The organism is Streptomyces sp. NPDC057638 (genome assembly GCF_042800315.1).
Lineage (GTDB): Bacteria > Actinomycetota > Actinomycetes > Streptomycetales > Streptomycetaceae > Streptomyces.
Window position 1 is genome coordinate 1 of the sequence record NZ_JBHVHF010000100.1, and the last position, 24,330, is coordinate 24,330.

Here is a 24,330-nt window from a genome sequence, read left to right on the forward strand (position 1 = left end):
GGCGCTGGCAGCAGTATCTCCGGCACCTCCACACCGCCGCTGAAGCCGCCGACCGTGTCCCCGGCGCCCACGGGGCGCGGGGGCGCGGACCACCAGTCGGTCTCCTTCTCGTCGTCGTCCGTGGGGGTCGTGGGTGCCGTGGATTCCGGGGGTGCCGGGGGCTGTTTGACGAAGAGGCCGGGTGCGGTCCGGGGCGCCGGGGGCCGGGGGCCGTCGGTCCGCCGAGGCCCGGCGGGGAGCGGCGTCTCCCGGGTCCCGTCCGTGCCGCCGCGCGTCTCGGCGCCCGGCCCGGTGTCCGTGCCGTTCACGGGCGACGGCGGCGACTCCGTCCGGGGCCGGGGCAGCCGGTCCCGCAGCCGCCGCAGGGCGTCGGTGGCGGTGGTGGAGCCCAGGACGGAGTTGACGGAACCGCCCCAGGGAAAGCCCCCGGTCAGCGGTGAGCCCGCGCCCGGAGCCGACGGAGAGGCGGCGGGCGGCGGGGCGGGCGCGGGCGGCGCGGCGGGCTCCGCGAGCGGCGCCGGATGCGGGGGCTCCGCCGTCTGCAGCCGCCCCTCCGGCCGGCCGGGCCCGGCCGAGGCGACCACCTCCTCCGGCGTCCCCAGCCGCTTGAGGATCTTCCGTACCGCGGCCGGGCCGTCAGGAGTCGTCTGCCGGGCCCGTTCGCGGTCGATCTCGCCGCGCAGCGCGGCCACCAGCTCGGCCCGGACCCGGGGGTTGAGCTTGTGCCGCTGGGCGAGATCGCCGACGCGGCTCAGGTAGTCATAGACGAGCTGATCGCTCTCGATGCCCACGCGGTGGTCCTCCCCGGGGCCGCCCCGCGTCAGCGAGGCCGCCCTTCCCGTCATCCCGTCGTCCCGTCAGAAACCCGCCGGTCCGCATGGATCGTCCGGACCGTACGGATCGGTTGCTGCCCGACTCGACCGTAGCGCGATCACGGCGCTCCAGGGACTCCCCGTCTCCTCCACCGGTCCGGCGGCGCTTTCAGGGACTACGGTGGGTCGGATGGGGACCATGTCCGAAAAACCGCCCGCACCGCCCGAAGTGACCGGACCGGTGACCGGCCCGCGCACGCTGGCGGAGGCCCTGCGCACCCGGAGCGACACCGAGCTGGCCGTGCTGTTGCGAGCCCGCCCCGATCTGCTGACCCCCGTGCCAGGGGATCTCACCCAGCTCGCCACCCGGGCTGGGACACGTGCCTCGGTCGTCCGGGCGCTGGAGCGACTCGACCGGTTCACCCTCCAGGTGGCCGAGGCACTGGCGGTGGCGCCCGACCACGCCTCGTACACCGTCCTCGCCGGGCTGATGGCGGGTGACGACGGCGATCCGGCCGTCTCGGCGGAGCTGCCCCGCGCGGTGGAGACCCTGCGCGCGCGGGCGCTGGTGTGGGGCGGTGACGAACGGCTGCTGCTGGTGCGGACGGCGCGGGAGCTGCTGGCGCCGTCGCCGGCCCGGCCCTCGGCGACCGGTCTCGGCCCCACCGTCGCGGAGGCCACGGCGGGGATGTCCCCGGGCCGGATCCAGGAGATCATCGCGGCGGCCGGGCTGACGACGACACACGATCCGGTGTCCGCCATCACCGCGTTGACCTCACTCTTCACCGACCGGACCCGGATGGCGGACCTGCTGGACACCGCGCCGCCGGAGGCGCTGGCGGTGCTGGACCGGCTGGTGTGGGGGCCGCCGTACGGGGAGGTCACGGCCGATCCCACGCCGCCCGTGCGCTGGCTGCGTGACCGGGGGCTGCTGCTGCCGGCGTCGCCGCGCACGCTGGTCCTGCCGCGTGAGGCGGCGCTGTATCTGCGGGCGGGCCGCGCCCACCGCGTACCGCAACCGCGGCCGCCGGAGCTGGTCACCCGCGTCGCGCACGATCCACAGGCTGTGGACAGCGCGGCGGCCGCCCAGGCCCACACCGCGCTCGCCACCGTGGAGGAACTGCTCCAGGAGTGGCACGAGGGCGGGCCCGCCGTGATGCGCGCGGGCGGACTCTCCGTACGGGACATGAAGCGGACGGCGGTCGCGCTGGACGTCTCGGAGCCGATGGCCGCGTTCTGGGTGGAACTGGCGTACGCGGCCGGGCTGCTCGCCTCCGACGGCGAGGCCGACGAGCGCTACGCGCCCACCCCCGCGTACGACACCTGGCTGGAACTCCCGCCCGCCGAACGCTGGGCCCGGATCGCCGCCGCCTGGTTCGACGCGACCCGGGTCGCCGGGCTGATCGGCGGCCAGGACGGCAAGGGCCGCACGCTGTCGGCGCTCGGCCCGGGACTCGACCGCTCGGCCGCGCCGGAGGTACGCCACCGGATCCTCGAACTCCTCGCGGACCTCCCCGTGGGCACCGCCCCGACCCCCGCGTCCGTACTGGCCCGGCTGCGCTGGGAACGCCCGGTGGGGGCCCACGACCCCCGCCCGCCGGAGGACCCGCGCTCCCGGCTCGCCCGCGAGACCCTCACCGAGACCGAACTCCTCGGCATCACGGGCCGGGGCGCGCTGTCGGCACCCGGGCGCGCGCTGGCGGGACTGGGTGGCGGAGAGGATTCCGGCGGTCCCGCCGGTACGGAAGGTTCCGGCGGTACGGAAGGTTCCGGCAGTACGGGCGGTTCTGCCGGAACGGGCGGTACGGAGGGTTCCGGCGGTCCTGCCCGTGCGGGCGGTCCCGGCGGTACGGGGACGGGGAGGCCCGGCGCCCCCTCCCGGGAGGCCGCCGCCGCGTCCGCCCTGACCCCCCTGCTCCCCCAGCCCCTGGACCATGTCCTCCTCCAGGCCGACCTCACTGCCGTCGCGCCCGGACCGCTGGAGCGCCCGCTCGCGGAGACGCTCGCCGTGCTCGCGGACGTGGAGTCCAAGGGCGGGGCGACGGTGTACCGGTTCACCCCCGCCTCCGTCCGCCGGGCGCTGGACGCCGGACGGACCGCCTCCGAGCTGCACACCTTTCTGACCAGCCACTCCCGTACGCCCGTACCGCAGCCCCTGAGCTATCTCATCGACGATGTCGCCCGCCGCCACGGACGGCTCAGGGTGGGCGCGGCGGGCGCCTATCTGCGCTGTGACGACGAGGCGCTGCTGGACGAGATCCTCGCCGACAAGCGCTCACTCGGGCTCGGGCTGCGGCGGATCGCGCCGACCGTGATCGCCACCCGGGCGGATCCGGTACCGCTGCTGGCGGGGCTGCGGTCCATGGGGTACGCGCCCGCCGCCGAGTCGGCCGAGGGCGATGTGCTGATCGCCCGCGCCCACGCCCACCGCACCCCGCCGCGCACCCCGCCCGTCCCGGTCCTGGACGGGCCGCCGGTGCCGGACGCCACCCTGCTGGGCGCGGCGGTCCGCGCGCTCCGCGCGGGCGACCTCGCCGCCACGGTGGACCGCAAGCCCGCCGCCGCCCCCGACCCCACCCGCGCCCCGGCCGACGGACTGCCGCGCACCACGTCGGCGGAGACGCTGGCCACCGTGCAGGCGGCGGTGATGACGGGCTCCCCGCTGTGGATCGGCTATGTCAACGCCGAGGGCACCGCCAGCCAGCGGGTGATCGCCCCGGTCCGGGTCGAGGGCGGTTATGTGACGGCGTACGACCACACGGCGGACGAGGTCCGTACGTATCCGCTGCACCGGATCACGGGGGTGGCGGAGCTGGCGGACGATGTGACGTGAGGCTCACGCGGCGCCGGGGCGGGGGGAGTCCGTCCCGGCACCGCCGTACAACCGTTGTCCATGATCCACAGTCTCCCCAGTAAGTCACATCAGCAACAACAGTCACTCTGGTGACTTCTGTTGGGGGGATCCATATGCGCAACCGCACTCTGACCACGGCCATCGTGGTCGCCTCCGCCAGCCTGGTGGCCGGGCTCGCGCCCGCCGCCGTCGCCGCCACCCCGGCCGCCCCGGCCACCCCGGCGAAGCCGGTGACGGCCGTGAAGGCGGCCAAGCCCGGCAAGCCTGCCAAGCCCGCCCAGCCCGTCTCCGACTTCAACGCCGACGGCTACCGCGACCTCGTCATCCAGCAGGCCGGCAGCTTCATGGACAGCAGGCCCGGCTCCGTCGTGGTGCTCTACGGCTCCAAGACGGGTGTCAGCGTGGCCAACCGCCAGATCATCGACCAGGACACCCCGGGCGTCCCGGGCACCAGTGAGAACAGCGACCGCTTCGGCGGCCAGGCCATCGTGGGCGACTACGACGGTGACGGCATCACCGACCTCGCGATCTCCGCCGACGGCGAGGACATGTCCTTCGGGTCCGTCTACCGCCGCAACGCCGGTCAGATCACCATCGTCTGGGGCGGGAAGAAGGGCCTGACCCGGCACGGCGGGACCACCCTCAAGCAGACGGTGCCCACCGCCATCGACATCCGCCGGGGCTACGCCGTGGTGGGCGGGGACTTCAACGGCGACGGCATCACCGACCTCGCCACCAACGACCGCACCCCCGGGCGCGGTGGCGACGTCCTCTACGGCCCGGTCAGCCGGAAGACCGGCGCGCCGAAGTCGATCGCCGCCACCAACCCCCGTCCCGACCGGATCGCCGGGGTCAGCGTGCGGGCCTCGGGCGATATGACCGGGGACGGCATCGCGGACCTGGTGGTCCACTCGACCTACGACCGGGGGCCGGGCCAGAAGTACCACGGCCAGGTCGAGCTCTGGCCGGGCACGAAGAAGGGCCTGACCGTGGGCACCGCCCTCAAGGGGGCCGACGGCAAGACCTTCCTCGCGGGATCGGGAAACAACGTCGCGGTCGGCGACCTGGACCGGGACGGTCACGCCGATCTCGCGGTCGGCGGCTATCTGCCCGGCGGCACGCCGGACACCGCCGGCCATGTCCAGATCGTCTACGGCGGCCCGACCGGCCAGTCCACCACCCGTGCCCCGCAGATGATCACCCAGGACACCCCCGGCGTCCCGGACGAGCACGAGGTGGACGACTACTTCGGTACCTCGGTCTCCATCGGTGACATCAACGCCGACGGATACGGGGACCTCGCCGTCGGCGCGGCCGGTGAGAGCTTCGAGCGCGCCGCGGAAGCCGGGCAGGTGACCACGCTGCCCGGCGGCCCGAACGGTGTGACCGGCGAGGGCGCGCGGGCGTACAACCGGGGCACCCCGGGCGTACCGGAGTCGCTCACCGCGCACGACTACCTCGGCACCGCCGTGAAGCTGGTCGACCTCAACGGCGACCAGCGCGACGACCTCGCCATCGCCACCAACGGCGGGGACGAGGTCCACGAGGGCCGGGTCAACATCCTCTTCAACGACGGACGGGGAGCCATCACCGGCTACGGCTCCCACGCGTACTACGCCCACAACCTCGGCCTGACCGGCGGCCACCGCAGCGGCTTCGGCGACGGCTTCGGCGGGTGACGACCCCCCACGGGAGGTGGGTCCGCCCCGTACCGGTCCGGTACGGGGCGGACCCGCGTCCGGGACCCGCGTCCGGGACCGGCGGTGTCGCCGGGTGGCGTGGTGCGGTGAGCCTCCGGTTTCACCCGTACAACCATCCGGGCCGGTCGCTGGTCTCACCGGTGAGTCACAGAAGCAACATCAGTAACACCGTGGGGGAAATCTTGCGTCAGCGCACCCTGTACACCGCCATCGCCGTCGTCTCCGCCAGCCTGGTGGCCGGGCTCGCGCCCGCCGCCGTCGCCACCCCGGCCGCGGCCGTGGCGCCGAAGAGCAAGGTGGTCTCGGACTTCAACGGCGACGGCTACCGCGACCTCGTCATCAACCAGTACGGCGCCTTCACGGACCAGAAGGTCGAGGGTGGCGCCGTGGCCGTGCTGTACGGCTCGAAGACGGGTGTCAGCGCGGCCAAGCGCCAGGTCATCACCCAGAACACCCCCGGCGTCCCCGGCACCACCGAGAGCTTCGACCGGTTCGGCTCCCAGGCCGTCGCGGGCGACTACGACGGTGACGGCTTCACCGACCTCGCGATCTCCGCGAGCGGCGAGGACATCACCTTCGGCACCACCTACCGCCGCAACGCGGGCCAGACCACCATCGTCTGGGGCGGCAGGAACGGCCTGACCAAACACGGCGCGGTGACCGTGAAGCAGACCACGCCCACCGGCCCCGACGTCCGCCGGGGCTCCTCCCTCGCCGCCGGTGACTTCAACGGCGACGGCAAGACCGACCTGGCGACCGGTGACTACAGCACCGGCCGGGGTGGCGAAGTGCTGTACGGCCCGATCGGGCGGACCACCGGCAAGGCCAAGTCCGTGATCAACCTGGGCCTGAAGGACGGGCAGACCTTCGTCCACACCGCCCTCGACACGGGCGATGTGACCGGCGACGGCATCACCGACCTCGTCATCCAGGTCTACGCGGGCCGGGTGGGCCCGGTCGACCGCATCGAACTCCACCGGGGCACGACGAAGGGCCTGATCCGCACCGGCAACCTCACCGGCGCCGACGGCAAGCCCCTGGTGAACCGGTCCGTCACGGACGGACATGTCGCGGTCGGCGACCTCGACAAGGACGGTCACGCGGACATCGTCGTCGGCAAGGAGTGGACCTACGAGGAGCCGATCTACTCCGGCGAGGTCAGCGTCGTCTACGGCGGCAAGACCGGCCAGTCGACCCGTCCCGTCCAGGTCATCACCCAGCAGACCGAGGGCGTCCCGGACGACAGCGAGAAGAACGACTACTTCGGTACCTCGGTCTCCGTCGGCGACATCAACGCCGACGGGTACGCGGACCTCGCCATCGGCGCCTCCGTCGAGGACCTCGGCGACCTGGAGAACACCGGCCAGGTGACCACCCTCCTCGGCGCCAAGGGCGGCCTCACCGGCACGGGCGCCAAGTCCTACTCCAAGGGCACCCAGGGCATGCCGGGCAAGCCCTCCTCGTACGACTTCTTCGGCTCCGCCGTGAAGCTGGCCGACCTCAACGGCGACCACCGCGCCGACCTCGTCGTCGGCTCCGGCGGCGACGACGAGCCCCACGACGGCCGGGTCGACATCCTGCCCGCCGCGAAGGACGGCGCGATCACCGCCGTCGGCGCCAAAGAGTTCCTCGCGCCCGCGATCGGCCTGACCAACGGCACCCGCCAGGGCTTCGGGCAGTCCTTCGGCGAGTGATCCCCGGCGGGCGACGCCCGTCTCCGGCGACTCGCTGACCGCCCCCGTCCGGCGCTCCGGTACTTCGGTACTGGTGCTCCGGGCGGGGGCGGTGGGCTGGGTAGGCTTCAGTGGCCGTCAAGGCGGCGCCCGCACGTCCGGACGAGAACGAGGAGCGGCGTGTTCGTCGACCGGGTCCATGTACCAGCGGGGCTGACCCCCGACCGTACCGAGCGCGGCCGGTGGCCCTTCACCGTGCCAGCGGTGACCCAGCTCCTGGACGGGGGACTCACCTTCACCCGACCGGTGACCTTCCTCGTCGGGGACAACGGCTCGGGCAAGTCGACCCTGGTCGAGGCCATCGCGGAGAGCTTCAAGCTGGACGCGTACGGCGGACGGCTCGCACGGCTCCACGGTCCGCCGGACCCGACGAAGACCCCCCTGGGTGAGGTGCTGCGGGCGGACACGACCCGGGCCGGGTCCCGGATGCTCGCCGGGCCCCGGCGCAACAAGAAGGGGTTCTTCCTGCGGGCCGAGACCGCGTTCGACATGACGGAGAACCTGGGCGGAGTGCCGGGCTACTGGGAGGAGGACACCAGCGCGCTCAGCCATGGCGAGGGCTTCCTGGCCATGTTCCGCGCGATGTTCGACGCTCCCGGCTTCTACGTCATGGACGAGCCGGAGGCGGCCCTCTCCTTCACCTCCTGCCTTCAGCTCGTCGCGCTGCTGCACCAGCTCGGTGAGAGCGGCGCCCAGGTGGTGTGCGCCACCCACTCCCCGATCCTGGCGAGCACGCCCGGGGCGGACATCATCGAGGTCGGTCCTGAGGGCTTCCACCGGGCGCGGTGGGAGGAGCTGGAGCTGGTCGACCACTGGCGCCGCTATATGAGCAACCCGACGGCGTATCTGCGGCATATCGTGCCGTGAGCGTGACCGCCACCGCCGCCCCTGTCCCGGCGAGGTCGTGACGGTGCGGCGGAGCCCCTGTGGATCACCTGCGCCGCCCCGCGAACAGAAGACCTGACACCTCCGGGTCCCGCTGGTGACTCCGGCCAACTCCACTCGACCTGGCGGCACTTCCCGTTTCTCGTTCTCTCGCCCGTACAACCATTCGCCTCCTTCGCCGGTCTCGTCAGCGAGTCACAGAAGCAACAGCAGCAACATCTGTGGGGGGAACATCGTGCGTAAGCGCACTCTGGCCACCGCCGTCGCGGTGGCGTCCGCCAGCCTTATGGGGGGCCTGGCGCCGGTCGCCGTCGCCGCTCCTGAGCAGGCGAAGCCGGTCAGCAAGGCCGCCAAGCCGGCCTCGGACTTCAACGGTGACGGCTACCGCGACCTCGTCGTGGCCCAGTACGGCGCCTCGGTCACCGGGACGTGGGAGACCGGCGCCGTCGCCGTGCTGTACGGCTCGAAGACGGGTGTCAGCGCGGCCAAGCGCCAGGTCATCACGCAGGACACCCCGGGCATCCCGGGGACGGCCGAGAGGTCCGACCGCTTCGGCTCCCAGGCTGCCGCGGGCGACTACGACGGTGACGGCTTCACCGACCTGGCGATCTCGGCGAGCGGCGAGGACATCACCTTCGGCACCACCTACCGCCGTAACGCGGGCCAGACCACCATCGTGTGGGGCGGCAGGAACGGGCTGACCAAGCACGGCGCGGTGACCGTGAAGCAGACCACGCCCACCGGCCCCGACGTCCGCCGTGGTTCGTCGCTGGTCGCCGGTGACTTCAACGGCGACGGCAAGACCGACCTGGCGACCGGTGACTACAGCACCGGCCGGGGCGGCGAAGTGCTGTACGGCCCCATCGGGCGGACCACCGGCAAGGCCAAGTCCGTGATCAACCTGGGTCTCAAGGACGGGCAGCCCTTCGTCCACACCGCCCTCGACACGGGCGATGTGACCGGCGACGGCATCACCGACCTCGTCATCCAGGTCTTCTCCGGCCGCGCGGGCCTCAGCCACCGGATCGAGATCCACCGGGGCACGTCCAAGGGCCTGGTCCGGGCCGGGCACCTCACCGGCGCCGACGGCAAGCCCCTGTTCTCAGGGATACCGGACGACCAGGAAGTGGCCGTCGGTGACCTCGACAAGGACGGTCACGCGGACATCGCGGTCGGACAGGACGCGTACCGCGACGGCAAGGCGTGGAAGGTCAGCGTCGTCTACGGCGGCAAGACGGGCCAGTCGACCCGTCCCGTCCAGGTGATCAACCAGGAGACCGACCCGCTCCCCACCGAGGACATGGCGCACGTCGGCGCCTCGGTCGACATCGACGACATCAACGGTGACGGCTACGGAGACCTCGCCATCGGCACGGCGGACGAGAGCTTCGACGGCGTCGAGCGCGCCGGACAGGTCCTCACCCTCCCCGGCGGCCCGAAGGGCGCCACCCGCGACGGCGCCCGCGTCTACCACCAGGGCACCGAGGGCGTCCCCGGCGACCCCACCCGCTACGAGTACTTCGGTACGGTGGTGAAGCTGGCCGACCTCAACGGCGACAAGCGCGCCGACCTGGTGACCAGCGTCGGCAGCGGCCTTGAGTCCCACAACGGCCGCATCTTCGTCCTCCCCGCCACAAAGGACGGCGCCCACACCGGCACCGGCTCCCTGTCCTACGTCGCGACCGACCTCGGTCTCAGCGACCAGAGCGTCCGCAGCGGCTTCGGCCAGGACTTCGGCAAGTGATCCCCCGCATAGGGTGACGTGCCGTCCGCCCCCGTCCGGTGTTCCGGGCGGGGGCGGTTCCGTGTCTGGTCAGTCCCGGGCGGGGCGGTGGTCGGGGCTGTGTCGCTGATGTCGGCGGAGGAGGACGCGGGCGTCGGTGGCGGCGGAGTGGTCGTGGGCGATACGGGCGGCGCGCTCGGCGGTGACCAGGTCGTCGCACTCCTGGCAGATGGGGGGCTGTTCCTCGTTCACGGCTGGTTCCTTTGCTGCTGGGCGCGGAGGAGGCGGGCGGCGCGTACGTCGCGTACGGGCACGTCCCAGCGGGTCAGTTGCTTCTTCAGCCAGGCGTCGGAGACGTGGTACTCGGCGGCGAGGGCCTTGAGGGTCTCGCCCGCGCGGTAGCGGGCGACGACGGTGCTCTTGTCGGTGTGGACGTGGTCGCGTCCGGTACGGGGCACGGGCTATCTCCTGCTGCGGTACGGGTGGATGTACAGCACCCGGGCGGGGCGGGGGCTGATCGCGAGGGTGTAGCGGTCGGGCCCGTCCGGGATGACGACGGACACGGCCACCCCGTGGTCGAGCCGGGCCCGTGCGGCGCGGTCCTCGGCGGGGTCGGTGGCCCACACCCGTATCTCCGTCGGCGCGTCCGGTACGGGGACACGGTCACAGCGGGTGGCCCAAGGGGCGCGGACCGGGTCAGGGTCCAGCCCGTCCGCGAGTCGCAGGGCCTGCATCCGTAACCAGGTCAGCGCGGTGTCCTGCGACCGTGTGCGGAGGGTGCCGAGTACGAACGGAACGATCTCCCTGGACCCGTACACCGGCCCTTCGGCGATGACGTGACACAGATACGCGACCGGCGGCCCGCTCACGCCGGACCACCCCCGTCTTCCAGCAGCCGCTCCAACTCGGCGTCCATGCGTGCCTGAAACGCCTGGGCCTCCAGCCCCCGGCTCCACTCATCGACACAGTCCGCGTCCCACCTCAGCCGTAACAGCGCGAACCCGAGCCCCAGCCGCTCCTCCGCCGAGCCAAGCGCCAGCGGGAGCCACCGCCATAACCGCCTCACCGCGACCACCGCCGCCGGTTCAGCGCCGGGGTGGAGACACCCTGTTCGGTCGCGCCGTACGGCATCGGGCGCGGACGCCAGGTCCAGGGCCCGGTGCGGCGGCCCAGGTCCAGCGCGGCGAGGACCCGTGTCACGCACGGCCGGATCTTCCCGGGACTCAGCGGCTGTGCCCGGTGGTGCTTGTGCGATGGGCTCCAGCGCACGGCGAGAGCATGATCGCTCACCATGGGACCCGGCCCTCCGCCACGAGCCTGCACCACACGTACAGCCCGCCCGGGTCCACATCCCAGGCGTCCGCGAGCACCTCCACGAGCCACAGCCCCCGCCCGCTCTCCGCGTCCTCCCGAGCCCGGCCCGGACACACCGCGCCCAGCCCCTCGCTGTAGACCCGCAGCTCGAACACCCCGGTGGCCGACAGCTCTCCTCGCACCCGCACCGGCCCGGAGCGGCCATGCACGAAGGCATTCGTCACCAGCTCACTGGTGACGTGGGCCGCGACATCCCCCAGCCCCTCCCGGCCCCAGGCCGCGAGCCAGGCGACAACGAACCGCCTGGCCTCGGGCACATGCGGTGCGTCCGCCTCGGCCAGACCGGTACCGAGCGGCGTCGCCCGCTCATAGACCAGCTCGAACCCGCGCGACACTATGGCCGCCACCGGCCCGAACAGGTGGTTGACGGTTCCTTGTTTGCTGATTTCGGGCATGGGGGTAGCCGTTCTGGGTGACATCGGTGTCTCCATCAGTCCGGACGGAACAGCGAGGGGGACTGCTCCCGGGGGCGAGATGCCGGGCCGCGAAGGGGAGAGAGCCGCGTGCGCGGAGTGCTCGCTGGGTACGGGCTCGCGCGGAGGTGGCAACTGCCGCGCAGTCTGCGCCCTGTGAGAAGGCTTGGTGATCAGTACGGGCTTCGGCCAGTACCGTCAGGGTCGCGAACCATTGCGCTTGACCTCGTAGCCAGCGCCGAACAGCAGCTGAAGGGCGGCAGCCTCGAAAGCTGCCCGGGCGAGCTGACCGTCCGGGCGTGGGGATGTGTGGCGTGGGGACATGTCCTGGTCCACTTCGTCGGCCGTAACTCCCGTACGGAAGCGCCGGTTGCGGTGTGTACTGACCTTGAATCGTTCAGCAACATTCACGCAGAGCCCGCGCGGCCTGTGGAGACGCTGATGCGGATACTTGAGAAATCCGCATCAGGGGTGAGGAGTGAGCGATGCCGCAACCGGAGAAGACCCTCGATCCGGGCGCATCACCCCAGCAGTGGTTCGGGCATGAACTCCGCCATCGGCGCAAGGCGGCGGGATACACCACAGTGGGCCCGTTCGCAGAGGTGGCACGGGTGGGTGGGGATGTCATTCTCAAGATCGAGAAAGGCGTGTACCGGTGTCCCAAGTACCTGGCACCCCAGTTGGACGAGGTACTCCAGACCGGCGGATTATTCGAACGCGCATGGAGCATGGTCTTCGGCGATGCGGATAAATCCGCGTCTGATGCGGATACTTCACGGTCGCATGCGGATGGGACATCCGAGCATCTGCTCGAAGGACGCATCCTGAAGGGGTACCCGTCCCTCGACCCCGGGAGCGCCGACCCAGTGGAACGCCGCGCCTTCTTCGCCGTGGGCACCCTCGCCGCCCTCGCCCCTCTCGACCTCGCCCGCCTGATGACCCCCGGCTCCCCGCCGCCCCTGCCACCGAGAATCACGCCGGTGGAGATCCGGCAGATCACCGCCCTCGCCGACGGGCTGCACGGCTGGGACCACGCCACGGGGGGAGGCGGCATGGTGGGGCAGATCGCCTCCCATTCCATGCACTGGGCCGTCCGCCTCCTTGCCCTCGACTGCCCCAGCCTGCTGCGGGCGGACTTCCACGGCGCTGTCGCCCGGCTCGGACTGGTCTCTGGCGCCAGCCACTTCGACGCCTTACGCCATACCGAAGCCCGCGTCGCCTTCCAGGTCGCGGTCGAGTGCGCCGAGTTGGCCGGCTCCTGGCATCTGCGGGCCAAGGGCTATAGCTTCCTCGCGCGTCAGGCCGTGTGGATCGGCCAGGCCGACGACGGCATCACGCACGCGGAGAAGGGCCTGGTCCGTTCCGACCGGCTCACCGCCACCGAGCGCGCCATGCTCCACACCGCCCGCGCCCGTGCCTTCGGCAAGCTCCGCGATGTCCGCGAGACCCTCGCCGCCGTCGGCGCCGCCGACGACGCCTTCGCCCAGCGCAACCCGGGCAAGGACCCGCCCTGGATGGCCTACTACGACGAGGCCCAGCACCTCGGCGACACCGCACACGCGCTGTACGACCTCGCCACCGGAATCGAAGGGCAGGACGCCGCGCAGGCCAGCGACCGCTTCCGCGCCGCCGTCCGAGGCCACACCGATGCCTTCGCCCGTTCCAAAGCCATCTCCTCCACCAAACTCGCCTCCCTCACCATGCTCAAGGGCGACCCCCGCGAAGCGGCCGCCCTCGGCCACACCGCCCTCGATCTCTCCGGCACCCTCACCTCCCGCCGCGCCGCGCAGGATCTGCGCGAACTCGGCCACCACGCCCGTCGCCACCCCACCATCCGGGAATCGACCGCGCTGGTACGCCGGATCACTACCGCAGTGCCCGCGTGACCCCGACCGTCCCTGACGTCCTCGTCGCGGCGTCCCGGGTCGCCGGGCTGCCCTGGGAAGGCGCCCGTCCGGTGAGAATCGCCGAGAACCAGACCTGGCGGCTCCCCGGCGCCGTGGTGGCCCGGATCAACCAGCCCGGCCAGAACCAGGCCGCCACCGGTGAGGTGGAGGCAGCCCGGTGGCTCGCCGAGCATCAGGTCCCCGTCGTTCGTCCCCTCGATATCGACCAGCCCGTCATCGCCGACGGGCACCCGGTCACTTTCTGGGAACACATCCCGGGCCCCCACACCCCCGGATCACCTCGCGACCTCGCACTCACCCTCCGGCACCTGCACCGCCTGCCCCGCCCGCCATTCCCTGTCCGCCCGCTCGACCCCTTCATCCGCGTACGCGAACGCCTCGACACCGCCACCACCCTGCCCGCACCGGACCGAGCCTGGCTGACCGGCCTGCTCGACGACCTCCGCGCACAGTGGGCCGACCGGCCGCCGGGCGGGCCCGAGACGACGGTCCACGGCGACGCCTGGCCCGGCAACATCATCCGCACCCCGACCGGTGTCCGCGTCATCGACCTGGAACGCTTCTCCCTCGGCCCTCCGGAGTGGGATCTCGCCTCCACCGCCGTCCGTACTTTCACCACCGGCGCCACCAGCCGTGCCGAGTACGCCGAGTTCACCACCGCCTACGGTTTCGACGTCACCGAGTCGGACGGATACCCCCTGCTCGCCGCCGCCCGCGAGCTTCGCATGGTCACCTACGCCGCCCAGCACGCCTCAGCCGATCCCCGCTGGCGCGATCAGGCCCAGCACCGAGTCGACTGCCTGCGCGGACGGCGCGGACCACGACCCTGGACCTGGCGGGGCATTCTCTGACCAACCTCAACCACAACACCCCGGCCATCCGTCGCAGTGGCTCACATCAGGGCGGGGGGAGCATCCGCACCACGGTGATCCTCACGACGTTCTCGGCGGAGAGTTGACGGTGGACATCACCGAGACCCCGCAGCCCCCTTGACCGCAGGACCATCTCGTCACACCCGAATATGAATCAGTGGAATAGGCCCTGGTCATCCAAGTGAAATCGCGCCGACATGCCCCGCAACTGTTCCCGCGTGGAACGCCGCTCGGCGTAGACGATCTGGCGCAGGGTGGACCTGGCGATGGGGTGATTCCGCACCAGCTGCGGCGCCAGCCCCTCGGCCTTCCTCAGTTCGCGGAGCGCTCTGTCCCGGTCGCCGTCCCACAGCCAGGCACGGGCGAGATCCATCCGATGATGCCCCTGGCGGGACTTCGGCAGCGCGGCGAGTTCTGCGGAGTCGGCCCGCTTGTTCAGCCGCAGAGCCTCGCCCTGGTCGCCCATTTCCAGCGCGACGCTGATCTCGTGCAGCGTCACATTGCCCGCTGAGAATGTCAGGGAGTGCCGGTCCTCGACCGGCTCACGCCCTGGGCCATCCTGTTCCGACGCCTCCCGGGCCAGGGCGAGGCGATGCGCGGCCTCGGCTCCGTTGCTCGCACGTGCCGCTGACACCGCCGCCCGTAGCTGGAGAGCGCCCCAGGCCCGCACCGCGAGAGCGTCACCCCGTTCGTACGGGGTCGCGATCCCGTCCAGCGCTTTGTCCGCGAGCGCGAGGGCGTCCTCCCAGTCCGCGGTGGCCCACATGTCCCACATCCGCATCCAGTCCGCGACGGCGGGAAGGACCGGGTCACCGGAGAGCCGGGCGGCCCATATGGCCCGCTCGCACGACATGGCCACCAGTTCCGGATGGCCCAGGGCGTGGGCGGCGGTGTGGGCGAACTTGCAGCACACCGCGTAGACACCGAACGCCTCCTCCCGCTCGTGGCCGCTCGACACCTCGCCCAGTGCGCGTGCCTCCCGCAGCAGATCGGGCAGGCTGCGCAGGACTGCCACGTTCGCCGCCGCGTCCCGCAGCCGGTGGAGCCGCTTCATGTCCTGCCACAGAGCCCCCGAGGCCCGGGGAGTACCGTCGAAGACCGGCGTCAGGTCGTAACGGCGCAGCTCACGCAGGATGGAGGCAGCGGCCATCTGCCACTGGTTGTCCGGCGCCGTCCCCGCGTACGGACGGTCGATCAGATCGTTCGGGTGGCAGTGCAGCGCGGCGGCGATACCGCTGATCAGCGCGGCCCGGTCCAGCTCGATACGACCCTTCTCGACCTTGGACACCCAGCCCTGTGACGTGCCGATGGCGACTCCGAGATCGGCCTGAGGCATCCCCAGGGCAAGCCGACGACGCTTGATCCGACGCCCGATCGCCTCTTGCTCTTCCATTTCGTACGGCACAGACACGCCCCATTCGACGAAACAAGCCTCCCGGAACGGTACTCATGCTGCCACTCCGTCGAGAGCGCATGCCCGTAGATCCCAACGCGGCTCTGAGTCACGCGCCTGCACGGCCTCGCTGACCGCCTCAGTGAGTAGCTGTAGTGAGAGGAGCGGCGTCGGAGTGCCGTCAGTCCGTGTGGACGATGGAGACGACGCTGACGGTCAGGACGCCGGGTGAGCTGATCCAGTAGTCCGTGAGCGCCCCGGCGATCACGGCCGTGCGCTTGGAGTTCCCGGTCCCGCCGATGGGGGACCCGAAGGCGTGCGGGTCGCGCGCGACCCGCTGCATCTCCTGGTCGAAGCGGGCACGGCGCTGCGGGTTCATCTTCCGCAGACTGTCGAGGGCCCGGTCCGTGTACTGCACCCGGTAGATCACGCCGCGTCGCCTTCCCGTCCGGGGCCGAACACGGCTGCCACTTCCTCCGGATCGGCGATGTGGGAGAAGTCGCCGTCCTCCAGCCGCTGGAACTCGGCCTCCTTGGAGGCGATCAGGTCCGGCCGTGTCCTCTGCGCCCAAGTGGCGAGGACCTCGAACAGGGTGCTCGCGGGAGCCCCCTCCACCGCCTCGGTGAACTCGTTCCGCAGCTCGGTGGGCAGGGCGTCCCGGATGCCCCGGATCGTCGCGGGGAGGACCACCAAGACCCCGTCACCCATGTAGGTCGTGAACGTCGTCCCGTCAGCCACCCTGGCTCCTTCCTCCTGGCACGGCCATCACACCGTTTGTGATGGAAAGTCTCCACCCAGCGGCGGGCCCTGGGGACCGGTGGCGGCTCGGCGGAGGAGGGCGGGCGAGGACAACGGGGGCGCGGACGGCGCGGACCACGCCCCTGGACCTGGCGGGGCATCCTCTGACCTCCAATTAGCAACGACGTGGCCGCCCTTCGTCGTGGCTCACCTCACGGAGGGGGGACCATCCGCACCACCGTGATCCTCACGACGTTCTCGGCGACGTAGTAGCGGATGAACACTCCCGCGACTGTCGCTTCGCGACGATCGCGCTCACCGCCGACGGCTTGAGACCTGTGCCCGTATGGATCGCGGCCCAGCGTCGATGCCATCTCTGCCCGGAAGGCGCGCTCTCCGGCGTACTGCTTCAGCGTCGCCTCCGCCACCGGGGCGTACGCGATCGTGTACCGGCTCATGCGGCGCCCTCGTTCTCGGCTTCCAACCGGGTGAACTCGTCCTCGTCCTCCGGGCCGGACGCGAGGTTGAGGACCCAGTGGCGCACCACGTCGGCGACAGTCTCCGCCGTCGCCCGCCCCAATTCCTCGTCAAAGTGAGCCCGCTGGTCCGCGGGGAGCGCGGCTCGGATGCCGTCGACGGTGGAGGGGACCGCGACCCGCTCCTCGTTACGGATGGTCCATCTCGTCGCGCTCTGCTCAGGCATACCGGAAGGCCCTCTCCCTGCTCCGCCGACACGGCACCCGCCGTGCTGATGACCCGTCGATCAGCGTAGGACGGAGATGCCTTTCGGAGACGTAGGTAGAGGGGGCACGCGTAGTGGTTCAGAGGCACTCAGTGGTGTGACACGCGCCGTCATCGCAGGGACCTATGCCCTTCACAGAGCCAGGTTCACCGGTGTGCGAGCCCGGCGAGGCTGTGGTGGCCGGAGGTGGTGCTGCGGGAACGGGTGAGGTAAGGAGTGGTGTCCCGGGCGAGGACAAAGGGGGCGCGCGAACAGCCGCCCCGCGCCTGGGCTGCTCCCGGCACTGCGCGGAGGGTCCGCAGGGATGCGGGAGCGGGGCGGCGGCGGGGTCGGCCGTGTTGGGTCTGACGGGCGAGGAGATCCGGCTGGTGCCCGGAGATCACATGCCGCACCTTCGCCGCACTCGGCGTCGTGCTGCCGTCTACCGCGTCGGCACCACCAGATCAGCAGCACCAGCCCGGCCCGGACAACCCGCCGGACACCGCCGCCCCCGCCCGCTCACCCGCCGCTCGCCCCGCCGAATTCCGCCGAACCTCGCGCGGCCCCCGCCCGGCCCCGGTGACGGGCTCTACGCTGGGAACGCAGACGGCCATGGAGGGCGCATGCCGCGCACGCGCAAGCCGAACGACTCGTTGAGCCAGTGGATGACACGGGCCGGGATCTCCAACGCCGAGCTCGCCCGGGCCGTGACCCGCCGGGCCCGCGTTCAGGGACACCGCGGCGTCAACCCCAGCGAGGGACGGGTACGGGCCTGGCGCCAGGGCGAGACGCCCCGCCACCCCGTCCCCCAGCTGATCGCCGACCACCTCGGAAGCTGTGTCGGGATCTACCTCACCTGCGCTGACATCGGGATGCCCGGCACCGCCACCCTTCCGCAGGGCCCCGACCAGGCGTGGGAGCCCCGCTCCACGATCGCCGCAGTGGACCATCTCACCCGGAGCGAACTGATGGACCCCCAAACCCGCCCCCGGGACGACACCCCGGCCCTCCACACCGGAACTGACCTGCTCACCCCGCTCCAGCACTGGGCCCTCGCCACACCCTCAGCCCTCACGGCCCGCGACGGCGGCCGCATCGGCATGAACGATGTCACCGCCATCCGCCAGCTGACCGACATGTTCCGCGACGCTGACAACCGGCACGGCGGCACCCTCTCCCGTAAAGCCGTCATCGCCCAGATGCACGACGCCAACACCCTCCTGAACACCGCCACCTACACCGAAACCGTCGGCCGCGCCCTGTTCGGCGCCGTCGCCGACCTCGGCAGCGTCGCCGCCTGGATGGCCTTCGACAGCGGCCACCACCACACCGCACAGAACCTCTTCATCACCGCCCTTCACGCCGCCAGCGAAGCCGGAGACAGAGCCCTCGGCGCCCACATCCTTCAGTGCATGGCCCGCCAGATGTCTCACCTCCACCACTACAGTGACGCGCTCGACCTCATCGCCCTCGCCCAGTACGGCGCCCGCCGCCAGGCCACACCAGCGACGCAATCCATGCTCGCCTCCCTTGAATCACGCTTCCTCGCCATCACCGGCCAACTCCACGACAGCGAACGCGCCGCCCGTCACGCCGAGGACCACTTCACCCAGATCACCCCGGCCGACGAACCCCCGCACATGACCTTCTTCGACGAAGTCGAGCTCTGCGCCACCCTCGGCATCGCCCACCAGATCGCGGCAAAACACGACACCGGAACCCACCGCCAACGCCGTGCGGAGGAATCCCTCCACCTGCTCAAGCACGCGCTCGATCTCCGGCCCGCCCACCGCGTCCGCAGTACCGCCTTCGACCATCTCGGCATCGCCCGCACCTACCTGGTCGTCGGCGAACTCACCGGTGCCTACGAACAGACCCATCGAGCCCTGGACCACTTCGCCACCATCGGCTCGAAGCGTGTGAGCGACCGGCTCGCCGAACTCCATGACGAAGCCGCCCCCTACACAACGGCTCCCGAAGCCGTAGCACTGCGCGAGGAGATCACCGCGGCAATCACCACAGCCCCCTGACCCTTGCTCCGTGCTTCTGCCCGGACGGCCCCATCAAGACCCACGAGGCACACCACGGGCGACACCACGGCCACGCCAGGTGCGCCGTCCCCGACCTGGACCCTCGCAGACGCGCACGCTGAACTGCGGCCGGGACGTGTCCACCACGGCAAAGGCGTCCTCCAGCGCCTGGCGGACATGGCCGTCGAGCTGCGCCAAGTCCGAAAGAGAGTAGGGATCTGGGGACCGCCACCGGCCCGGCGGAGGAGGGCGCGCGAGGGCAGTGAGGGCGCGCGCGAAAGCCCGCCGTGCGCCTCGAAGCCGCTCCCGCGCTGCCCGGTGGCGGTTCGCCGCTGCCCTCTCACCGTTCGCCATCCGTAGCGTGGCGAGTCGAGTACACGATGCGCGTGAGGAGAGCGGTATGCGTTCCGTGCCCGGGAGGACCGGCGGGAGTGGATCGGGTGGGGACGGGGACGGGGGTGATGGTCTTCCCGGTCAGCCGTGGACACCGCCGTCGGACCCGCCGAGTCCGGACGGTGATGCCCCGGAAGGGGACGGCAAACACCGAAAGTGAACGACTCCTCCTGCCGTCCTGGTCGCCGGGCGCTGCTGCGCCAGCTCCGTGACAGCGGTGTTCTGGCGGCCGACTGGGTGCCCGCCTTCGAGGCCGTGGACCGGGCCGCGTTTCTCCCGGATCTGCTGTGGCCGTATGACATGGAGTCCCGTACGAGCCAGAGCGTCGACCGGGCCGTGGACCCCGCCGCCTGGTACGCCTGCGCGGACGCCGACCGGCCCGTCACCGTGCAGTGGGACGACGGCGATCACCACGGCAAGGCCCCCGGGCGGGTGCCGACCTCGTCGGTGTCGATGCCGAGTGTCGTCGCGTCCATGCTCGCGGAGCTCGATGTCCGGCCCGGGTGCCGGGTGCTGGAGATCGGCACCGGGGCCGGGTGGAACGCCGCTCTCCTCGCCCACCGTCTGGGCGGGGAGCAGGTCGTCACGGTCGAGGTCGACGCCGAGGTCGCCGCCACCGCCCGCACCCGGCTGCGTGAGCGGGGACTGCGCCCCGAGGTGGTCACCGGTGACGGGCTTCTCGGTCATGCGGCGCGGGCGCCGTACGACCGGATCATCGCCACCGCCGGGCTGCGCCGGATCCCGTTCTCCTGGGTGGAGCAGACGGTGCCCGGCGGGCTGATCGTCGCTCCCTGGGGGACCGCGTTCGCCAACACCGACCACGTCGTACGCCTGACCGTGCGCGGCGACGGCCGTGCGGCGTCCGGCCGCCTGTCCGCGCCGGTCGAGTTCATGAAGGTCCGCTCGCAGCGCCACGAGATCGACCCGGGGGCCTACCTTCCCGGTGGTTTCCCTGGCGCCGCCACCGTCAGTCCGACGACGCTGAGTACCAGGGACCTTGGCGGCGGCCAGGTGCCGCGTCATCCGTTCCTCACCGCCGCCGGGCTGCTGATCCCGGACTGCGTGCTGCGGGCCGACCGGCGCGGAACCCGTGTGAGTACCTGGCTCTACGACCTCGGCGATCTCTCCTGGGCGGCGGCCGTGCTCACCGATGGCGTGGCCGACAGCACCGTCTACCAGAGCGGGCCCCGGCGGCTCTGGGACGAGCTGACGTCCGCGCACCGCTGGTGGACCGGCAACGGGTGTCCCGCGCCGGACCGGTTCGGGCTCACCGTGACCCCCACCGGCAACACCGCCTGGCTGGACGCCCCTGACCGGGGGCTATGAGCCGACGGCCCGTGCGGAGAGCCGCGGCCCCGCCAACGCGCCTCCCCGACCCCGTACAACCATCCCTCCCCCTCGCCAGTCTCATCAGCCACACCAGTAACACCCGTGGGGGGATGAAGTTGCACAAGCGCACCCTGGTCACCGCCATCGCCGTGGCCTCCGCGAGCCTGCTGGCGGGCCTGGCGCCCGCCGCCGTCGCCGCTCCCGCCTCCGCGACGGCCGTCAAGGCCAACGCCGCCTCCGACTTCAACGGGGACGGGTACGGCGACCTCGTGGTCAGCCAGTCCGCCGGGACGGTCGACGGGAAGGCGGAGGCCGGGGCCGTCGTCGTGCTCTATGGCTCCAAGACGGGCGTCAGCTCGGCCAGGAAGCAGGTCATCACCCAGAACAGTCCGGGTGTGCCCGGTACCGCCGAGGCGTACGACCGCTTCGGCGCCCAGACCGTCACGGGCGACTTCGATCACGACGGCTTCACCGATCTCGCGGTGTCCGCCAGTGGTGAGGACATCACCCTCGGCACCACCTACCGCCGCAACGCCGGTCAGCTCGCCATCGTCTGGGGCGGGAAGAACGGGCTGACCCGGCACGGCGGCGTCACCGCCGCGCAGACCGAGCCCACCGCCGCCGACTGGCGCCGGGGCTCCTCGCTCGCGGCCGGGGACTTCAACGGGGACGGCCGCCCCGACCTCGCGGCGGGCGACCACAGCGCCGGGCGGGGCGGTGAGGTGCTCTACGGGCCCATCAGCCGGACCGGGAAGCCGAAGTCGACCGTCAACCTGGGGGTCAAGAACGCCAGCACCAAGGTCTCTACCGCTCTGGACGCGGGCGATGTGACCGGCGACGGCATCGGCGACCTGCTGATCCAGGTCTTCCACGGCTGGAACGAGCATGTCCCCGGGCCCTCGATCGAGATCTACCGCGGGACGAAGAAGGGCATGGTCAGAAGCGGTCATGTCACCAACGCCCAGGGGTGGCGCCTGGGCGCCTCGGGCACGGCCGACGGGCATGTCGCCGTGGGTGATGTGAACAAGGACGGCTACGCGGATATCGCCGTCGGGGGCGGTGAGTCCCGGAGCTACCCGCACAAGAGGAACGAGATCACCCTCGTCTTCGGCGGCCCCCAGGGCCAGTCCACCACCCGTGAGCCGCAGGTCATCACCCAGGAGACCTTCGCCGTCCCGGACGACACCGAGGACGGGGACGACTTCGGCCACGCGCTCTCCATCGCCGACACCAACGGCGACGGGCACGGGGACCTCGCCATCGGCGCTCGCGGTGAGGGCAAGATGAATCTGCCCTACGGCGGACAGGTCACCGTCCTTCTCGGTGGGAAGAGGGGCGTGGTCGGCGATGGCGCCCGGGTCTACCAGCAGGGCACCCCGGGAATACCGGCCAAGCCCGTCCCGCATGACCACTTCGGCTCGGCCGTGCACCTCACCGACGTCGACGGCGACCGCCGCGCCGATGTCGCCATCGGTTCGTCCGGTTGCGAGACGAGCCCCAGCCGGGTCAGCGTCGTGATCACCCCGAAGCCCGGCACCACCGTCGTCAGGGGTGTCGCGTACACCACCGGTCAGCTCGGGCTGACCGCGGGCCTTTCGGCCGGGTTCGGTACGGGCTTCGGCCGCTGATCCTCCGACCCGGCCAGAGCTCTGGTCCTCTGTCCGTACCACCGCCGTGCGGACAGGGGGCCGCCCTGACGTGAGCGAACCCCTGTGCCGTATCGGGTCCTTGACCCCAGCGGGCACCCCGGTATCAGACGAGGTCCGTCAACGGTCCAAGCACACACCGAGGCCGACGCGATGCGCCGGGACCCGGTGAGGCATACAACCTTCCTTCCTCTCCATGGGTCTCCTCAGTGATTAACAGCAGTCACATCAGCAACACCCGTGGGGGGAATACGTTGCACAAGCGCACCCTGGCCACCGCCATCGCCGTGGCCTCCGCGACCCTGCTGGCGGGCCTGGCGCCCGCCGCCGTCGCCGCACCGGACAAGCCGGGTTCCGGTACCACCAAGCCCGCCAAGGCCGCCTCCGACTTCAACGGGGACGGGTACGGCGACCTCGTCGTCCAGGCATCTGTCAGCAGGAACGAGGGCATTCACCGGGCGGGGGCCGTGTCGGTCGTCTACGGCTCCGCGCCCGGGGCGACCGCCACGAAGACCGTGGCGATCAGCCAGGACACCCCGGGCATTCCGGGCGCCTCGGAGGAGCACGACCGCTTCGGCCATGACTCCGCCACCGCGGACTACGACGGCGACGGATACGCCGACCTGGCGATCAGCGCCGACGGCGAGGACATGACCATCGGTGGCGGCTACCGCCGTAACGCCGGTCAGATCACCATCGTCTGGGGCGGGAAGCACGGGCTGACGAAGCACGGCGCCACCACCGTCAAGCAGACCGCGCCCCGAGGGCTCGACTGGCGCCGGGGCGCCTCGCTCGCGGCCGGGGACTTCAACGGGGACGGCAGGGCCGACCTCGCCTCCTCCGACCACAGCGACGGACGCGGCGGCGAGGTGCTCTACGGGCCCATCAGCCGCACCGGGAAGCCGAAGTCGATCATCAACCTGGGTATCAAGGACCGCGACCGGAGTGACTTCATCGACCTCAGCGAGGGTGATGTCACCGGGGACGGCATCAGCGACCTGGTGATCGAGGTCAGCGACGGCAAGAGCCGGGCCACCGAGCGGATCGAGATCCAGCGGGGGACGAAGAAGGGCCTGATCCGGACCGGGAACCTCACCAACGCCGACGGCACGGTGCTGGGGAACGAGTCCGGCCGTGACAACGTGACGGTGGGCGACCTCGACAGGGACGGTCACGACGATCTGGCCATCGGTGTGGCGGTCGCCGGTGAGCCCAAGGCGCCGCGCGAGTCCGGGGAGGTCCGGATCGTCTACGGCGGCCCCAAGGGCCAGTCGAACCGTCCCGTCCAGGTGATCAGCCAGGACACCCCGGGCGTCCCGGACGAGAGCGAGGAGAAGGACTACTTCGGCCGTTATCTCTCCATCGGCGACACCAACGGCGACGGGTACGGGGACCTGGCGGTCGCGACCTCTGAGGAAGGGCTCAACGGTCTTCCGTACGCGGGTCAGGTCACCCTGCTGCCCGGTGGCCCGAAGGGCGTGACCGGGGCGGGCGCGCGGGTCTACCACCAGGACACCGAGGGCGTCCCCGGTGAGGTGAGCGACCGCGGCGGGTTCGGCCACTTCGTGAAGCTGGCCGACCTCAACGGCGACGGCCGCGACGACCTCGTCACCGCCGACGCCCGCTTCTCCGCCGACGCGCTGGTCTACGTCCTCCCGGCCGACCGGAAGACCGGCACCATCACCGGCGCCGGCAGCAAGGCCCTCGGTTTCAAGGAGCTCGGTGTGCCCGTGTGGGCCTCCCACGGCTTCGGGGCCTCCTACGGCGGCTGACCGTCCACCGTCCGTACGGCGGCCCCGCCCGGGGC

23 protein-coding genes are annotated in these 24,330 nt (G+C 71.6%); 11 read left to right on the forward strand and 12 right to left on the reverse strand.

Features of this window, described 5'->3' with window-relative positions; all coding sequences use genetic code 11:
* Nucleotides 1–791: HAAS signaling domain-containing protein (locus ACFVIM_RS16055; RefSeq protein WP_384301511.1), on the reverse strand; the 791-nt coding region annotated here is incomplete at its 3' end.
* 211 nt (nt 792–1,002) lie between these two features.
* Between ACFVIM_RS16055 and ACFVIM_RS16060 the strand changes: the two genes are divergently transcribed.
* From ACFVIM_RS16060 to ACFVIM_RS16080, 5 genes are all read left to right on the forward strand, one after another.
* Complete coding sequence (locus tag ACFVIM_RS16060; protein ID WP_384301513.1) at nt 1,003–3,645, forward strand: helicase-associated domain-containing protein; 2,643 nt, start codon at nt 1,003–1,005, stop codon at nt 3,643–3,645.
* A gap of 110 nt (nt 3,646–3,755) precedes the next feature.
* Entirely contained in the window at nt 3,756–5,345 is a 1,590-nt protein-coding gene (locus ACFVIM_RS16065) for an FG-GAP and VCBS repeat-containing protein (protein WP_384301515.1), read from the forward strand.
* Nucleotides 5,346–5,548: 203 nt separating this feature from the next.
* Complete coding sequence (locus ACFVIM_RS16070; RefSeq protein ID WP_384301517.1) at nt 5,549–7,060, forward strand: FG-GAP and VCBS repeat-containing protein; 1,512 nt, start codon at nt 5,549–5,551, stop codon at nt 7,058–7,060.
* A 159-nt stretch (nt 7,061–7,219) separates the two neighbouring features.
* On the forward strand, nt 7,220–7,966 hold the full coding sequence (locus ACFVIM_RS16075) for an ATP-binding cassette domain-containing protein (protein WP_384301519.1): 747 nt from the start codon (nt 7,220–7,222) through the stop codon (nt 7,964–7,966).
* 253 nt (nt 7,967–8,219) lie between these two features.
* Nucleotides 8,220–9,728 (forward strand): FG-GAP repeat domain-containing protein, encoded by a 1,509-nt coding sequence (locus ACFVIM_RS16080; protein WP_384301521.1) that lies wholly within the window; start codon nt 8,220–8,222, stop codon nt 9,726–9,728.
* 69 nt (nt 9,729–9,797) lie between these two features.
* Here the strand turns inward: ACFVIM_RS16080 and ACFVIM_RS16085 are convergent, their stop codons facing one another.
* The 6 genes from ACFVIM_RS16085 to ACFVIM_RS16110 are packed head-to-tail and all read right to left on the reverse strand — an operon-like array spanning nt 9,798 to nt 11,476.
* Entirely contained in the window at nt 9,798–9,959 is a 162-nt protein-coding gene (locus tag ACFVIM_RS16085) for a hypothetical protein (protein ID WP_384301523.1), read from the reverse strand.
* Entirely contained in the window at nt 9,956–10,165 is a 210-nt protein-coding gene (locus ACFVIM_RS16090; protein WP_384301525.1) for a hypothetical protein, read from the reverse strand. The genes ACFVIM_RS16085 and ACFVIM_RS16090 overlap by 4 nt, the downstream gene beginning before the upstream one ends.
* Nucleotides 10,166–10,168: 3 nt before the next feature.
* On the reverse strand, nt 10,169–10,576 hold the full coding sequence (locus ACFVIM_RS16095) for a hypothetical protein (RefSeq protein WP_384301527.1): 408 nt from the start codon (nt 10,574–10,576) through the stop codon (nt 10,169–10,171).
* Nucleotides 10,573–10,773 carry a hypothetical protein gene (locus ACFVIM_RS16100; protein WP_384301529.1) on the reverse strand — a complete coding sequence of 67 codons (201 nt, stop codon included), beginning with the start codon at nt 10,771–10,773 and terminating at the stop codon, nt 10,573–10,575. Before ACFVIM_RS16100 ends, ACFVIM_RS16095 begins: the two co-directional genes overlap by 4 nt.
* Nucleotides 10,770–11,000, reverse strand: coding sequence for a hypothetical protein (locus ACFVIM_RS16105; RefSeq protein WP_384301530.1), 231 nt, complete (start codon nt 10,998–11,000; stop codon nt 10,770–10,772). The genes ACFVIM_RS16100 and ACFVIM_RS16105 overlap by 4 nt, the downstream gene beginning before the upstream one ends.
* A complete protein-coding gene (locus ACFVIM_RS16110) occupies nt 10,994–11,476 on the reverse strand; it encodes an ATP-binding protein (protein WP_384301531.1) in 483 nt (160 codons plus the stop codon). Before ACFVIM_RS16110 ends, ACFVIM_RS16105 begins: the two co-directional genes overlap by 7 nt.
* A gap of 503 nt (nt 11,477–11,979) precedes the next feature.
* Between ACFVIM_RS16110 and ACFVIM_RS16115 the strand changes: the two genes are divergently transcribed.
* Both ACFVIM_RS16115 and ACFVIM_RS16120 read left to right on the forward strand, forming a co-directional pair.
* Nucleotides 11,980–13,380 carry an XRE family transcriptional regulator gene (locus tag ACFVIM_RS16115; RefSeq protein WP_384301533.1) on the forward strand — a complete coding sequence of 467 codons (1,401 nt, stop codon included), beginning with the start codon at nt 11,980–11,982 and terminating at the stop codon, nt 13,378–13,380.
* Complete coding sequence (locus ACFVIM_RS16120; protein WP_384301534.1) at nt 13,377–14,252, forward strand: phosphotransferase enzyme family protein; 876 nt, start codon at nt 13,377–13,379, stop codon at nt 14,250–14,252. Before ACFVIM_RS16115 ends, ACFVIM_RS16120 begins: the two co-directional genes overlap by 4 nt.
* 175 nt (nt 14,253–14,427) lie before the next feature.
* Here the strand turns inward: ACFVIM_RS16120 and ACFVIM_RS16125 are convergent, their stop codons facing one another.
* From ACFVIM_RS16125 to ACFVIM_RS16145, 5 genes are all read right to left on the reverse strand, one after another.
* Nucleotides 14,428–15,666: a helix-turn-helix domain-containing protein gene (locus ACFVIM_RS16125; RefSeq protein ID WP_384301536.1), complete on the reverse strand. Its 1,239-nt coding sequence runs from the start codon at nt 15,664–15,666 to the stop codon at nt 14,428–14,430.
* Nucleotides 15,667–15,847: 181 nt separating this feature from the next.
* Complete coding sequence (locus tag ACFVIM_RS16130; protein WP_384301537.1) at nt 15,848–16,096, reverse strand: type II toxin-antitoxin system RelE/ParE family toxin; 249 nt, start codon at nt 16,094–16,096, stop codon at nt 15,848–15,850.
* The gene (locus ACFVIM_RS16135) at nt 16,093–16,404 is read right to left on the reverse strand and encodes a hypothetical protein (protein WP_384301539.1); all 312 of its coding nucleotides are present in this window, start codon (nt 16,402–16,404) and stop codon (nt 16,093–16,095) included. The genes ACFVIM_RS16130 and ACFVIM_RS16135 overlap by 4 nt, the downstream gene beginning before the upstream one ends.
* A 212-nt stretch (nt 16,405–16,616) precedes the next feature.
* Nucleotides 16,617–16,862 (reverse strand): hypothetical protein, encoded by a 246-nt coding sequence (locus tag ACFVIM_RS16140; protein ID WP_384301540.1) that lies wholly within the window; start codon nt 16,860–16,862, stop codon nt 16,617–16,619.
* Nucleotides 16,859–17,107 carry a hypothetical protein gene (locus ACFVIM_RS16145; RefSeq protein ID WP_384301542.1) on the reverse strand — a complete coding sequence of 83 codons (249 nt, stop codon included), beginning with the start codon at nt 17,105–17,107 and terminating at the stop codon, nt 16,859–16,861. Before ACFVIM_RS16145 ends, ACFVIM_RS16140 begins: the two co-directional genes overlap by 4 nt.
* 641 nt (nt 17,108–17,748) lie before the next feature.
* On the opposite strand from ACFVIM_RS16145, the gene ACFVIM_RS16150 reads away from it, so the two are divergent.
* From ACFVIM_RS16150 to ACFVIM_RS16165, 4 genes are all read left to right on the forward strand, one after another.
* Nucleotides 17,749–19,155, forward strand: coding sequence for a transcriptional regulator (locus tag ACFVIM_RS16150; protein WP_384301543.1), 1,407 nt, complete (start codon nt 17,749–17,751; stop codon nt 19,153–19,155).
* 549 nt (nt 19,156–19,704) lie between these two features.
* The gene (locus ACFVIM_RS16155; protein WP_384301545.1) at nt 19,705–20,874 is read left to right on the forward strand and encodes a methyltransferase domain-containing protein; all 1,170 of its coding nucleotides are present in this window, start codon (nt 19,705–19,707) and stop codon (nt 20,872–20,874) included.
* A 113-nt stretch (nt 20,875–20,987) separates the two neighbouring features.
* Nucleotides 20,988–22,505: an FG-GAP-like repeat-containing protein gene (locus tag ACFVIM_RS16160; protein ID WP_384301546.1), complete on the forward strand. Its 1,518-nt coding sequence runs from the start codon at nt 20,988–20,990 to the stop codon at nt 22,503–22,505.
* 272 nt (nt 22,506–22,777) lie between these two features.
* Entirely contained in the window at nt 22,778–24,295 is a 1,518-nt protein-coding gene (locus tag ACFVIM_RS16165; protein WP_384301548.1) for an FG-GAP-like repeat-containing protein, read from the forward strand.
* Nucleotides 24,296–24,330: the final 35 nt, after the last annotated feature.